The following is a 13,606-nucleotide window of genomic DNA, read 5'->3' as shown; positions in this document are numbered from 1 at the left end:
CGATTTAGCAAAGTGCTATTGCAAGACTAATAAAGCATGAAACAGCAGATGCTTATGTTTTTCGGTTGGATTAAAAATGTTTCCTACATTCCAATTAAACTCATCGCCTGCTTTAACAGCTCGGGATTGCTCCCAATATAGCTCATTAGTTTATTGGTTAATTCGGGATTGCTGAATACATATTCCAATAATTTCCCCTTGGCATTTGGATTTTGCTTTAAAAATCCTGCAACTTTAGACTTAGCTTCCGGATTTGTTTTTACATAATCGATTGCCTTTTTCTGAACTTCAGATTTGTTATTGATAAGTTCAGTTTTAAGCTTTTGTTGAGCATCTTCATTGTTCATGAGGTAAGACTTCATCTCATCTGTGCTCATATTAGACATATCGTCCATTTTATCTGATGCGTCATCCATTTGGCTGGAAGCATCATCCATGGTGCTGGATGCTTGGGTAGACATATCCGATGCAGAATCTGAAGCAGATTTTGTGGCATCACAACTGATAAAGGAAATGGCTCCAACAGCCATTACGAGTAATACTAATTTTTTCATGTTGATATTTTTTTGTTGATAATTAACTGTAAGATACGACTTTATGCTATCATTTAACAGTGAATTCAACAAATTTATTTAATACCGAAAATGAAAAGTAGAAATTGGGTTTCAAAAGCACAACACCTTAATTGACTTCGAACAGAAGAGTAACTTGAAAATTATTGAAAAAAAAATGCAAATCCTGGATTGCAAAAACTTTCCGAAAATATTTTAGAAAAATTTGTCCTCCTTTTTGTATCTTAGAAAAAGTATTTAAAGAATGAAAAAAAGTCATCTCCCGGTTAAAATCTGTGAAACTTGTAAACGACCATTTACTTGGCGAAAAAAGTGGGAAAGAGATTGGGAAAATGTTAAATATTGCAGTCAAAAATGTAAAAAGAATAAAAACGATGAACGTCCTTAGAAAGCAAAACTCGAGACTACCTCTTATCTTTGTTTCCATTGGTTTATTACTATTAATACCACTTACGGCCATGCAATTTACCAATGAGGTAAATTGGTCCATTACCGACTTCTTGGTTATGGGAATTTTATTGACTGGTGTGGGAATTACCTGCGAGCTTATTTACAGATCTGTAAAAAGTAAAAAGAGTAGAATTGTTTTGTATAGCGGTATAATACTCTTATTTCTTCTAGTTTGGGTAGAACTTGCCGTTGGGATCTTTGGAAGTGTTTTTTCTGGAAGTTAAACAAAAAAACGCCCAGAATTGATCTGAACGTTTTTTATTGATCTTTACGGTAGACTTTATTTGCTAGCAACAATCCTAACATCTACCACATAATCTTCTCCTAATTGAAGGGAGTTTTTCTCAATTTTCTTATAATTCATTCTACTTTTAATGTAATCTTCCACCATTTCATTTTCAGCCTTTACGGAAATGACGATGAGTTCATGATCCTTATTAACCATAAAATGAACGCGAGCCAATAAATCTTTATCGGTTACCTTAAATGCTGGTGTTCCTAAAATTGTAGAAAGTTGTTCGGAAACCGCTTTGTTGGTTGGTTTCGGGTCGTTTTCGTTGGCTAAAACGGTAGTCGCTACCGCCATTAAGGCCACTGTTAAAAATAATTTGATTGTTTTCATAAGTCTGTTTTTTTGTTTTTTGATTACAGACCAAAACTACAAAGGAAAAACTTTTTAAAACACTCATAAACAAACTCTTAACCCACAATTAAACAGAGTAACATTTAGATAATACCGATGTTTTTCCTGGAAAAAATTGAGAACTTAGCCTTTACTTCAACAACAGCCTACCGTAAGCCCGAAAACACCAAATTTTTAGAAATACATCATTTTAAAATCAAGTTTTCAGTAAGAGATTTAATTCCATAAATATTTTCTTGAGAATAGCAAGATCTTATCTTATTTCAGCAAAATATTATACAAAATGTTGAACTATATACATAAGAAAACCAATGTCCTATCTGGGTAACTTTAATTTTACAAACAACCAATATGTTGGAAGGAATTTACAATTAAGCTGTATTTCCAAGGATGTTTTATTATTGAAAACCTTAAAATAATCCATTTAAAGAGATATCGTTAAATAAAAAAGTAAAATGTATCTTTGCAGCATGACAAAAGAAGCAATTTTAGAGCGGGTAAATGCAGGTGAAATGTTGCCGTTAATGGAAGAATTTTACACCATTCAAGGGGAAGGATTTCATAAAGGAACGGCAGCGTATTTTATAAGAATTGGAGGATGCGATGTGGGTTGCCACTGGTGCGATGTAAAAGAGAGCTGGAATGCAGAAACCCATCCCCCGACAGAAGTGCTGAAAATTGTTGAAAATGCCGCTAAATATTCCGATACTATTGTAATTACCGGAGGAGAGCCCCTAACTTGGGACATGACTTTTATTACTTCTGAATTAAAGAAAAAAGGATTAAAAATACACATTGAAACCTCAGGTGCTTACGAATTGACCGGTGAGTGGGATTGGATTTGTCTTTCCCCTAAAAAAATGAAATTACCTACTTCGGAGGTTTATGAAAAGGCCCATGAGTTAAAAGTAATTGTGTACAATCAACATGATTTTAAGTTTGCTGAAGAACAGGCAGCTAAGGTTAATGATAATTGTATTCTTTACTTACAACCCGAGTGGAGCAAGCGTGATAAAATGATTCCAGAAATTGTGGATTACGTAATGAAGAATCCCAAATGGAAAGTTTCCCTTCAAACGCATAAATACTTAAATATCCCTTAGTACCAACCTGTTGAAAGCTTAAAGTTTGAACTCATTAATTTTTTGGATTAACTAATGAGTTTATCTAGGCTGGCTTCATCATGTGAACAAAACATTTTGTATTTACTCTTATTTATTTGTCTCAAATGAATTAATTGCGAATCACGCGACTGCTCAAAATACTGCGTTCTTTCAGCAATAAAGGCACTATAATAGAGAAGAAAACAATTCCGTTAAAACGAACTAGCATAGACTCAAATAGCAATGCTATCAGCAACGCTAAAAAAACGGAAAATTCATTTACACTTCGCCTTAGGTAAACAGCTAAACACATAAAAATAGAAAGCAGGACAAAAATACCCAATACTCCTGCTTCGAGCCAAGTTGTTAAAAATTGATTGTGGGCATTGTAGCGATTCTCATAATTTTCCTGAAAACCCATTTTCTTGTACGTAGCAATAAGAACATCGTGCGCGTCCCCAATCCCGTATCCAAACACAGGAGCTTCATTAATGGCATATGCGGCTGCTTCCCAAGTTAAAAACCGTTGCGAAAGGGAAATGGTAGGGTTCACTTCCTCTACCATTTTACTCATATTTCTATTTACCCCATTTGTAATACGCGGATTTGAAACAAAAACAATAGTGCCTAAAATAAGCGTAAAAATTAAAAGAAACCGTTTACTTTTTTGCTGAACACTACCTATTAACAAAACTGTCATTAGAAAAAGAGCCAGTATTGCCGCCTTGGAAGCTAGCAAGAACAGATATGTAAACAAAATAAAAACTGTTGCAAACCGGTAAAAATTAGTGAGCTCTTTTTTTAGATAATAACTCAAAACTAAAAGAATATACAAAGAAATATAACCGGGGTTTACCAAACTGGAAAATTGCATTTCTAAAAAATAGGCCCAGCCTTTACTAAAAAGACTCCAAACAGATTCATTTCCCGGTAAGGATATTAAATATTCATAGGTTTCATATTTTACCATTATTAAATTGATAAAAAAGGAAAGCAGCAATCCATACAACAGAAAATCGAACAGTTTCCTTACCGAAAGCGCATCTTCCTTTACAAATAGGAAAATGATGGGGAAGATCAATAAACTGAGTGATCGCTGAATCAAACCCCAACCATCGGAAAGGTTTTCCGTATAAAGTAAACTTCCAACCAAAACCAAAAAATACAATGGAAATAGCAGCAAAACCTTGTTTTTGGCCTCATAACCTTTATCGCCCTTAAAAATATTTACGGACCCAGAAACCATCGCAATAATGAAAAAGGGAGTTGGGAGATTAATATCCAAAGGCAAAAGAAAAAACGCCATATAAAGGCTGTTCCAAAATATGCGCTGCCACAACGTACTATTTTCGTCCCGATAAAACTGGGATTTTATGTGTTGGAGGTTTTGGGTCATTAATGTTCTTTTGTCAAATATAACCAAGCTTTTTAAATGAAACTTTGATATGAAGAGAATATTTTTTCTATCTGCCTCCAGGATATTTAGACCTTGAACAATTTCGTAACCTTTGTAAACTATTAAGTATATATTTTTCAGCACCAAAACATTTTGACATCAGTCTTTTTTTGCCGTTAATCCATCCTAAATATAGAAATTTAAAATGCCTTGGTTTACCTTCTAAATAGCAAATCGAACAATTAAAAAAAGTGTAAATTCACAAATCGCAATTGAAACCAAACCTCAAATCGATTTTATACTAGAAAAGGTTCGTTTTATAACATATTTAATATTTTTCAAAGCAACTGATTGTGTTAAAATTAGTAGCTTTGTGTTTTAAATACATTCATTATTAAACTAATATACAATATATGAAAGTTACAGTTGTAGGAGCAGGAGCTGTTGGTGCTAGCTGCGCCGAGTACATCGCGATTAAAGATTTTGCATCGGAAGTGGTAATATTGGACATTAAAGAAGGTTTTGCCGAGGGTAAAGCAATGGATTTAATGCAGACAGCTTCTTTAAATGGTTTCGATACTAAAATTACGGGAACTACAGGAGATTATTCTAAAACAGCAGGTTCTGATATTGCTGTAATTACAAGTGGTATTCCACGTAAACCAGGGATGACGCGTGAAGAACTTATTGGTATTAACGCAGGAATCGTAAAAGATGTATCCAGCAGTTTAATAAAGCATTCTCCAGATGTAACTATTATCGTGGTTAGTAACCCAATGGATACCATGACATACTTGGTACACAAAACAACTGGACTTCCAAAAAATAAAATTATAGGAATGGGCGGGGCTTTAGACAGTGCCCGTTTTAAATATCGTTTAGCAGAAGCTTTAGAAGCTCCTATTTCTGATGTTGACGGAATGGTTATAGGCGGCCACAGTGATACTGGAATGCTTCCATTAACACGTTTGGCTACACGAAACAGTGTTCCTGTTACAGAATTTTTAGCAGAAGATCGTCTAGAACAAGTTAAAGAGGACACTAAAGTTGGTGGTGCTACACTTACAAAATTATTAGGAACCAGCGCTTGGTACGCTCCCGGTGCAGCTGTTTCTGGATTGGTTCAAGCAATTGCGTGCGACCAGAAAAAAATGTTCCCATGTTCTACGTTTTTGGACGGAGAATACGGACTTTCTGATATCTGTATTGGTGCCCCAGTAATCCTTGGAAAAAACGGTATCGAAAAGATTGTTGAAATCGAGCTTACAGATGCCGAAAAAGAAAAACTTAAAGAAAGTGCTGAAGGGGTTAGAAAAACCAACGGACTTTTAGAGTTGTAGATAATTTTTTTTATTTAAAAGAAGATATCTAAAAGGTATAGTAGATGTCAAACTGAGCCTGTTGAAGTTTATGTGTTTTAATAAGCTATAAGCCCTTCGACAGGCGCAGTTTGACACTTTAACTTTAAACCCCTTTTAGGTATCTTCTTTTTGTGTTTAAAACTTCAAAAAAAATAATTGTCAATTCATATCGTAAACCCTATATTTGTCCGTTTTTAAAATTGACCATTAAATAAATTTAGAATGCAGAATAAAGGACTTATTAGGCTGTTTGCTATTTTGTTTGGTATTGTAAGTATCTATCAATTATCTTTTACATTCGTTGCAAATAAGGTAGAAGATGAAGCAGAAACTTACGCTTTAAACAAAATTTCAGATGCTGAGGACAATTACGTAGCAAAGCGAGAAGCCGAAGAATCTAGGTATTTAGACTCTCTTGGAAATGAAGAGGTTTTTAATCTTGGATTTGCTGAATTTACCTATAGCGAGGTAAAAGAAAAAGAATTAAACAAAGGGTTGGACCTTAAAGGAGGTATCAATGTGATCCTTCAAATATCTGTTAAAGATATCTTGAAAGGATTGGCTAACAATACCAAAGATCCGGTTTTCAACAAGGCTCTTGCACAAGCAGATGAAGCGTCTAAAAATAGTCAAGATGATTACGTTGACTTATTTTTCCAAGAATTTGAAAAAGCCAGCGGAGGTTCTACAAAATTGGCTTCCCCTGATATTTTTGCCAATAAAAATTTAAGTGAAGACATCAATTTTCAAATGAGTGACGATCAGGTTCAGCCTATCATCCGAAGAAAAATTGACGAATCCATTGTTTCTGCATTCGAAGTATTGCGTAAGCGTATCGATAAATTTGGGGTAACACAGCCAAACATTCAGCGTTTAGGTACCTCTGGTCGTATATTGGTAGAACTGCCTGGTGCTAAAAATGTAGATCGTGTTAGAAATCTTTTACAGAGTACCGCTCAATTGGAATTCTGGGAAACTTACAAAGCAGATCAAGTAGCCCCGTTTTTGGTAGCTGCCAACAATACACTTAAAGATATCATTGGGACTGACAAAAAAGAAGAAGCTAAAGAAGAAACAACATCTGAAATTGACTCTCTTTTATCAGATGCTGAAGCAGATTCATTGGATGTTGCCGGACAAAACAATCCGCTTTTTGAATTAATCGCAAGTGGTGGAGCTCAAGGATCTCCTGTTATTGCCATGGTAGCCACTAAAGATACTGCTAAATTCATGCAGTATTTAAAAATGCCAGAAGTTCAACAGCAAATGCCATCGACCATTCAGTATGCCAAATTTGCTTGGGGAATCCCTCCTAAAGACGCTCCTGTTGTAGAATTATATGCTTTAAAAGGAAACCGTGAGAACATCCCAAATATGAGTGGAGATGTTATCACAGACGCTCAACAATCTTACGACATGGGCGGAAGACCTGCGGTTTCTATGCAAATGAACTCTCGTGGTGCTAAAATTTGGGAAGACCTTACAGGAAAAGCTTTTAGAGAGCAAGGAAATATAGCTATTGTTTTAGATAACATCGTTTACTCGGCTCCTGGAGTTTCCAAAGGGGCAATCTCTGGAGGGAATTCAGAAATATCTGGTAATTTCTCACTGGAAGAAGCAGACGATTTGGCGAACGTACTTAGAGCAGGTAAACTACCTGCCTCTGCAGACATTATACAATCTGAAGTAGTTGGACCATCTTTAGGACAAGAAGCAATTGATAGCGGGATGTTCTCTTTTATCGTCGCTATGGTTCTAGTATTGATCTGGATGATAGTTTACTACGGAAGAGCTGGTATTTTTGCAGACATTGCATTGGTATTCAATATTGTATTGATATTTGGTGTACTAGCTGGCTTAGGAGCGGTGTTAACATTGCCCGGTATTGCTGGTATCGTTTTAACAATCGGTATGTCGGTAGATGCCAACGTTATTATCTTCGAACGTATTAAAGAAGAATTAAGAGCTGGAAAAGGACAAATGCAAGCGATTGCAGATGGATTTAGCAACGCTCTTTCCTCTATTCTCGATGCAAATATTACAACAGGTTTAACGGCCATTATCCTATTATTATTTGGTACAGGACCAATTCAAGGTTTTGCCACTACATTAATTATTGGTATTGCCACTTCCCTATTTACTGCCATTTTTGTAACACGTTTACTTGTAGAGTGGAATGTAAAAGGAGGTAAAAACCCATTGACATTTACTACAGCTATTACGAGCAAACTACCTAAGAATCCAAATTTTGATTTCTTGGCGAAGCGTAAAATGGCTTATATTATTTCAGGGATTTTATTATTAATAAGTTTAACTTCCCTATTTACAAAAGGACTAGAAGGTGGTGTAGATTTCGTTGGAGGTCGTTCTTACCAAGTTCGTTTTGTGAATCCTGTGAATCCTACGGAAATCGGGAAAGACCTGAATGAAGTATTTGGTAACACAGAAGTAAAAACTTTTGGAGACGCCAATCAGGTTAAGATTACTACCAAATACAAAGTTGATGAAGAAGGAAGTGCTGTGGATGAAGAAATCCAAAGAAGCTTGTTTACCGCTTTAAAGAAGTACCTTCCAGAAGGAGAAACCTATGATGATTTTTCTACAGGTAGCGGTGCGGATAAAGTAGGAATTCTACAATCTATTAAAGTAGGACCAACAATTGCAGATGACATTAAGAAAAATGCAGTTTGGGCGATTATAGGATCGCTTGCAGTAGTATTCTTATACATATTATTACGTTTTCGTAAATGGCAATTCTCACTTGGAGCGGTTGCGGCTGTTTTCCATGATGTTTTAATTGTACTTGGGGTGTTCTCCATTACATCGAGCATTATGCCTTTCAACATGGAAATCGATCAGGCATTTATAGCGGCTATCCTTACAGTTATTGGTTACTCCTTGAACGATACGGTAATTGTATTCGACCGTATTAGAGAGGTAGTACGCGAAAAAGGATGGAGAGGCGGAGACAATGCCAACGAAGCATTGAACAGTACACTTAGTAGAACTTTAAATACGTCTTTAACCACTTTGGTGGTATTACTGGCCATCTTTATTTTTGGTGGTGAGTCCTTAAGAGGATTTATGTTCGCCATGATTGTTGGTATCGCAGTAGGTACCTACTCTTCATTATTCATTGCAACTCCAGTGATGTTTGATACTTTAAAAGAAAAAGGAGAAAAAAAGATTAAATAAAGTCTTTTTTATATCATATTGAAAAAGCCATCCGATATCGGATGGCTTTTTTTATTCTGAAGGCATGTAAGCATAAGAAATATAAATTGACTCTAATCTCAACCATAACTATAAAATAAATCTTAAGTTATTTTTATATCTTACCAACTTTCAAACTAAGCAATGGATAGACTTCAAAGATTAGGGCGCATTTTAGAAGAGTTACAGAAAAACAATTCACTACAGGTAGAAGATGTGGAGACCTTGCTCTCCATTTCCCCAGCAACCGTTCGAAGGGATTTCAATTATTTGGCACAGAATTACCAAGTAGAAAAAATTTGGGGTGGCATTGCCCTAAGTCCGAATCGAAAAATAGCAGACACTATGCTCCCTTTGGATGAGCGAAAACTAAAATATAATAAGGAAAAAGCAGCCATTGCAAAACGAGCTGCTGAACTGGTAAACGATGGGGAAATAATTTTTATTGATGGTGGTACCACAACCTTAGAAATGGTGCCTTTCTTAAAAAATAAAAAAGTTCGTATTATTACCAATTCAATCCTCATTGCTCAACGCATTGAAACTTTAGACGGCAATCCCCATACGGAAGTTTTCGTTACGGGAGGAATGCTTTATCCAAGTTCTGGACTTTTAGTAGGACCCCAAGCGGTAGATTTTATAAAAAACTTCAATGCAAACTGGACTTTTCTTTCCATAGGCGGCATTAGCGAAGCTGGGCCTACCAACTCCAATATGCTCGTGGTTGAAACAGAAAAAGCCATGCTAAACCATAGTGAACGGACTGTTATCTTAGCGGATCACAGTAAAATTGGAAAAAAGGATTTGATAAAAATTTGCGAGTTGGAAGAAATTGATTTTCTAATTACCGAAGACGGCAAGGACATCGATTTAAAATCGCTAGAAGAAAGCGGCATGAAAATCTTAAAAGCATAAGTAAATTCTACACGCGACCCCTTAAAATTAACTTGCTTTCAATATTGGAATCCTCGATTCCATTCTTATTCAAGATTAATTTCTTTAACGTAGCAAGGAGATTATCATTAAACCAATTTATGGCAGTTATCTCAACAGGCATAAAAGGAAAGTAATTCCTTTCAAATAAGGTGATAATCCCAATCCCATGGCCTAATCTATTGTTGTGATTACCAAACTCCGATAAAATCGAAAACAGGCTATTTTCATCCCACACCAAGTATGCATGACCTTTTTTCGGAATTGTATCATCGTCTATTAATCCACATTCAAGGTTATAGGCATCACAACAGTTAAAAAAGCTATTGATTAGTTGATGGGGGAAATATTCGTTTTCTGGTAATACTAAATTCAAGGAATGGTACTTGGAAAGTTGTGGTATCAATTTTTGCAAATGATTTTCAAAATCCATAGGAATGTTAAATAGATTTTTTTTATCCACATTATTATTTTCTAAATCTTCATCCAATAAAAAAATAACCTCCTTACCAACCCTTTTATCCCCAAAACACTTTACAATATCGGTCACCGAAATCATTTGCGGTTCTACAATATAGGTATGATCTAAGCCTGAAGATTCCTCTATAAGCTGTTTCAGACGGTTTAAATCGTTTTTAAAAACCCTACGCCCCAATTCTATTTCATACCCTTCCAAACAAAAGGACAGCTTTTCGTAGAAAGATTGATTTGGAGTGTTTATTTCACTAACCAACATTAAAACCTTTTTTTTATATCCAGACTTATAACCTTTGGAAACAAAATAACCCTTTCGATATACAGACGTAATTGCACCCATTTTTTGCAATTCCTTGTAAGCACGCAATACAGTTGCCCTAGAAACTTCATATTCGTAACTGCACTCTATAATAGAAGGCAATTTTTCATCTATTTCGAATTCGCCATATTCAATCTTTGCCAAAAACATTTTTACAAATTGCTCGTATTTGGGCAATCTATGATCGTTTGCTATAAATAATTCAGATGATTCCATAATTTAAATACAAGTCTAACACTTAGATGTTCTGCAAGATTAAAGTCTTTAATTTCTCAAAAGCTATTTGGCGAGGCATGGCAGTAGTAAAAACTGAAGAAGTCCCTAACACCAAAATATCGGCTCCAACCTTTAACATTCCTGGGATGTTATCCCAGCTCACATTACCGTCTACCTCAATCTTAAAGTCAAGTTCTTTCTCCTCTCTTAAAACAACTAACTCGGTGATCTTTTCCAAACAAAACGGAATTAGTTTCTGACTGGCAAAACCTGGGTTAACCGTCATAACACAAACTACGTCTACCAAAGGAAGAAAAAGCTCGAAAGACTTTACTGTAATGGAAGGGTCTATTGCGATACCCACCTTACAACCGGCATCTTTTATCTGTTGAATTATCCGTACTGGATGTCTTGAAGTTTCCGGATGAAAAATAATGATATTTTCTTTTTCCTTTAAAAACAATGGCAATTTGGCATCAACTTCGTCTACCATTAAATGAAACTCCAAGGGTATTGCCGAATATTCTTGCATTCGGTAGGCCAAATCTGCACTTAAAGCAAAATTAGAAACGTAACTCCCATCCATTACATCAATATGCAACGAGGCTACTTCAGAACTTTTTAAATGATCCAATTCCGACTTTAAATCTAAAAAGTCGGCGCACATCATCGATGGTGATAATTTAATTGATTTCAAAAGACAACAATTTTAATAAATAAATTTTGATTAAATATATAAATAAATAATCAAAATATGATTATTTATATTTCAATTTAATCATTTTATAAATATTTTAATTAATTTTACACTTAGATAATCATACACTATGAAAGCTTTAGTTCTCAAAGAAAACGGAAAACTTATCGTCGAAAACGATAGGCCACTGGAATCTATAAATGCCCCAAACACTGTTTTGGTAAAAATCGCGGCGTGTGGAATTTGCGGATCGGACATTCCCCGAGCCTTTGATAATGGTGCCTATTTTTATCCGCTTGTTCTCGGTCACGAGTTCAGCGGAACCATAGCAGAAGACAAACTAGAACTCGGGTTTGCAAAAGGACAACATGTGGCCGTTTTTCCTCTCATACCCAAGAATAAAAAAGAAAAAGCCTATCAAACAGGAGACTATGCCCAATTAAAGGAATACAATTATTTTGGAAGTCGATGTGATGGCGGTTTTCAAGAATACCTTAGAGTTCCAGTTGAAAACCTGTTTAAAGTTCCAAAGCACGTAAACCTTTTACATGCTGCCATGACAGAACCTGCAGCAGTTGCTTTGCACGGAGTTCGAAAAATGAGTATAAATGCCGGTGACACAGGTTTGGTTCTTGGTGGGGGCCCAATTGGAAACCTTACTGCACAATGGCTGCGTATACATGGCTGCAAAGAGGTTTATGTTGTGGATATAGATGACAGGAAGCTAGAAATAGCTCAAAAAATGGGTTTTTATCCAATAAATAGCTCACATAAAAACCTTTACGATACAATAATGGAGTTAACAAATCAAGAAGGGGTACATAGGGTAGTTGAAGCCTGCGGACTACCAATTACATTTCTACAGGCATTACAAATGGCTGCTCGCGGTGGTGAAGTAGTATTTATGGGAAACATCCATGGAGAATTCAAAATTGGCGAGAAAGATTTTTCAAGCTTACTAAGAAGGGAATTACGTATTTATGGGACATGGAATTCTAAAATTGTTCCTCGAGGGGAAGATGATTGGTCTACTGTTCTAAAATATATGGACAAAGAACTCGAGGTTAAGCCTTTAATTTCAGACATCGTAACCCTATCGGAAGCACCGGCAATTTTTGACAGTATTTATAAGCAAAAGGCATTTCACAATAAAGTAATAGTAACCCCAAACTAGATAGCAAAATGTGGCTATTTATATTAAATCGATAATAAACAACTTCTTACCTTTAAATTATGATAAAACTCGGCGTAAAATCAGATCCCATTTTATACAGATACAGTTTTGATTGGTTATTCGAATTAATGGCACAGGAGGACATCCATTTTCTTCAACTGGGTAGTTTTTTTGAACTCTATCAACTCGATGATGATTATTTCCTTGACCTTAGAAAAAAAGCAGAATCTTATAACATTGAAATTAAAAGTGTTTTTACGGCACATCGCGAATTAGGTGGTTTTTTTACGGGAAATGCTAATCTGGAAAAAATTGCCCGAAAAAACTACGAACGCCTCATAGAGGTTGCAGGTTTAGTTGGAGCTTCCTACTGTGGCTCTAATCCCGGGGCTGTTTATAGGGATCACGACGACAATAAAAAGGAAGGAATACATTCCTATCTCACACATATGAAAGAGCTGAGTAAGGTGGCAAAAAATAATGGCCTTAAAGCCTTAACCATAGAACCAATGTCTTCATTGTTTGAACCCCCCACTACTCCAGAAGAAATAGATCTTTTTATAAACGACTTGAGCGGTTACCACTTAAAAAACCAAGACACAACCGTTCCTACCTACTTATGCGGAGATATTAGCCATGGACTAGCCGATTCTTCAAAAGACATAATCCATAAAAATTTAGATTTATTTGAACATGGGATTTCCAAAATGGCTGAATTTCATTTTAAAAATACCGATGAATTCTTTCATTCCACTTTTGGGTTTTCAGCAATAGAACAACAAAAAGGTATTATAGATTTAGAAAACATAAATAAAATTTGTGAAAAGCACAAAGACTCATGGCCTGTTGAAGAAGTTATTGGATATCTCGAAATTAACGGACCAAAACTTGGAAGGGATTATACAGATAATTTGCTCGGGGAGGCTTTAACCACTTCTTTAAAAGAATTAAAAAAGGTTTTTAAGGTTCCCGAAATAACCCAAAAATAGTTATAAAAGATAACCTCATTTAAAAAAAGCTAGGAAGGTAATTTCTGTAGTCTGATATACTTA

General features: G+C 35.5%; 13 protein-coding genes. 8 read left to right on the top strand and 5 right to left on the bottom strand.

Annotation, left to right across the window (positions count from 1 at the left end):
* Positions 1-83: 83 nt before the first annotated feature.
* A complete protein-coding gene (locus HX109_RS11105) occupies positions 84-554 on the bottom strand; it encodes a hypothetical protein (protein ID WP_178951961.1) in 471 nt (156 codons plus the stop codon).
* A 262-nt stretch (positions 555-816) separates the two neighbouring features.
* Here HX109_RS11105 and HX109_RS11100 point away from each other — a divergent pair, with 262 nt between their 5' ends.
* Together HX109_RS11100 and HX109_RS11095 are read left to right on the top strand one after the other, a co-directional pair.
* The gene (locus HX109_RS11100; protein WP_178951959.1) at positions 817-960 is read left to right on the top strand and encodes a DUF2256 domain-containing protein; all 144 of its coding nucleotides are present in this window, start codon (positions 817-819) and stop codon (positions 958-960) included.
* Positions 947-1,246: a hypothetical protein gene (locus tag HX109_RS11095; protein ID WP_178951957.1), complete on the top strand. Its 300-nt coding sequence runs from the start codon at positions 947-949 to the stop codon at positions 1,244-1,246. The genes HX109_RS11100 and HX109_RS11095 overlap by 14 nt, the downstream gene beginning before the upstream one ends.
* A gap of 56 nt (positions 1,247-1,302) precedes the next feature.
* Here the strand turns inward: HX109_RS11095 and HX109_RS11090 are convergent, their stop codons facing one another.
* A complete protein-coding gene (locus tag HX109_RS11090; RefSeq protein WP_178951955.1) occupies positions 1,303-1,644 on the bottom strand; it encodes a hypothetical protein in 342 nt (113 codons plus the stop codon).
* 491 nt (positions 1,645-2,135) lie between these two features.
* Here HX109_RS11090 and HX109_RS11085 point away from each other — a divergent pair, with 491 nt between their 5' ends.
* Positions 2,136-2,768 carry a 7-carboxy-7-deazaguanine synthase QueE gene (locus HX109_RS11085; RefSeq protein WP_178951953.1) on the top strand — a complete coding sequence of 211 codons (633 nt, stop codon included), beginning with the start codon at positions 2,136-2,138 and terminating at the stop codon, positions 2,766-2,768.
* 130 nt (positions 2,769-2,898) lie between these two features.
* Here HX109_RS11085 and HX109_RS11080 read toward each other — a convergent pair whose 3' ends face one another.
* Positions 2,899-4,164, bottom strand: a complete 1,266-nt coding sequence (locus HX109_RS11080; protein WP_178951951.1) for an O-antigen ligase family protein — start codon at positions 4,162-4,164, stop codon at positions 2,899-2,901.
* Positions 4,165-4,577: 413 nt separating this feature from the next.
* Here HX109_RS11080 and mdh point away from each other — a divergent pair, with 413 nt between their 5' ends.
* The 3 genes from mdh to HX109_RS11065 all read left to right on the top strand — a co-directional run bounded on the left by mdh (position 4,578) and on the right by HX109_RS11065 (position 9,653).
* The gene (gene mdh / locus HX109_RS11075) at positions 4,578-5,504 is read left to right on the top strand and encodes a malate dehydrogenase (protein ID WP_178951949.1); all 927 of its coding nucleotides are present in this window, start codon (positions 4,578-4,580) and stop codon (positions 5,502-5,504) included.
* A 243-nt stretch (positions 5,505-5,747) separates the two neighbouring features.
* Positions 5,748-8,720, top strand: a complete 2,973-nt coding sequence (secDF, locus tag HX109_RS11070; protein ID WP_178951948.1) for a protein translocase subunit SecDF — start codon at positions 5,748-5,750, stop codon at positions 8,718-8,720.
* 162 nt (positions 8,721-8,882) lie between these two features.
* A complete protein-coding gene (locus HX109_RS11065; RefSeq protein WP_178951946.1) occupies positions 8,883-9,653 on the top strand; it encodes a DeoR/GlpR family DNA-binding transcription regulator in 771 nt (256 codons plus the stop codon).
* A 7-nt stretch (positions 9,654-9,660) separates the two neighbouring features.
* Here the strand turns inward: HX109_RS11065 and HX109_RS11060 are convergent, their stop codons facing one another.
* Positions 9,661-10,683: a winged helix-turn-helix domain-containing protein gene (locus HX109_RS11060; protein WP_178951944.1), complete on the bottom strand. Its 1,023-nt coding sequence runs from the start codon at positions 10,681-10,683 to the stop codon at positions 9,661-9,663.
* 22 nt (positions 10,684-10,705) lie between these two features.
* Complete coding sequence (locus HX109_RS11055) at positions 10,706-11,380, bottom strand: ribulose-phosphate 3-epimerase (RefSeq protein WP_178951942.1); 675 nt, start codon at positions 11,378-11,380, stop codon at positions 10,706-10,708.
* A gap of 130 nt (positions 11,381-11,510) precedes the next feature.
* Here HX109_RS11055 and HX109_RS11050 point away from each other — a divergent pair, with 130 nt between their 5' ends.
* Positions 11,511-12,554, top strand: a complete 1,044-nt coding sequence (locus HX109_RS11050) for a galactitol-1-phosphate 5-dehydrogenase (protein WP_178951941.1) — start codon at positions 11,511-11,513, stop codon at positions 12,552-12,554.
* Positions 12,555-12,613: 59 nt separating this feature from the next.
* Positions 12,614-13,543, top strand: coding sequence for a hypothetical protein (locus HX109_RS11045; protein ID WP_178951939.1), 930 nt, complete (start codon positions 12,614-12,616; stop codon positions 13,541-13,543).
* The last annotated feature ends 63 nt before the right edge of the window (positions 13,544-13,606 follow it).

It is taken from the genome of Galbibacter sp. BG1, assembly GCF_013391805.1.
Classification (GTDB): Bacteria; Bacteroidota; Bacteroidia; order Flavobacteriales; family Flavobacteriaceae; genus Galbibacter.
The sequence above is the reverse complement of the archived record's forward strand: the minus strand, read 5'-3'. Positions and strand labels throughout refer to the sequence as shown.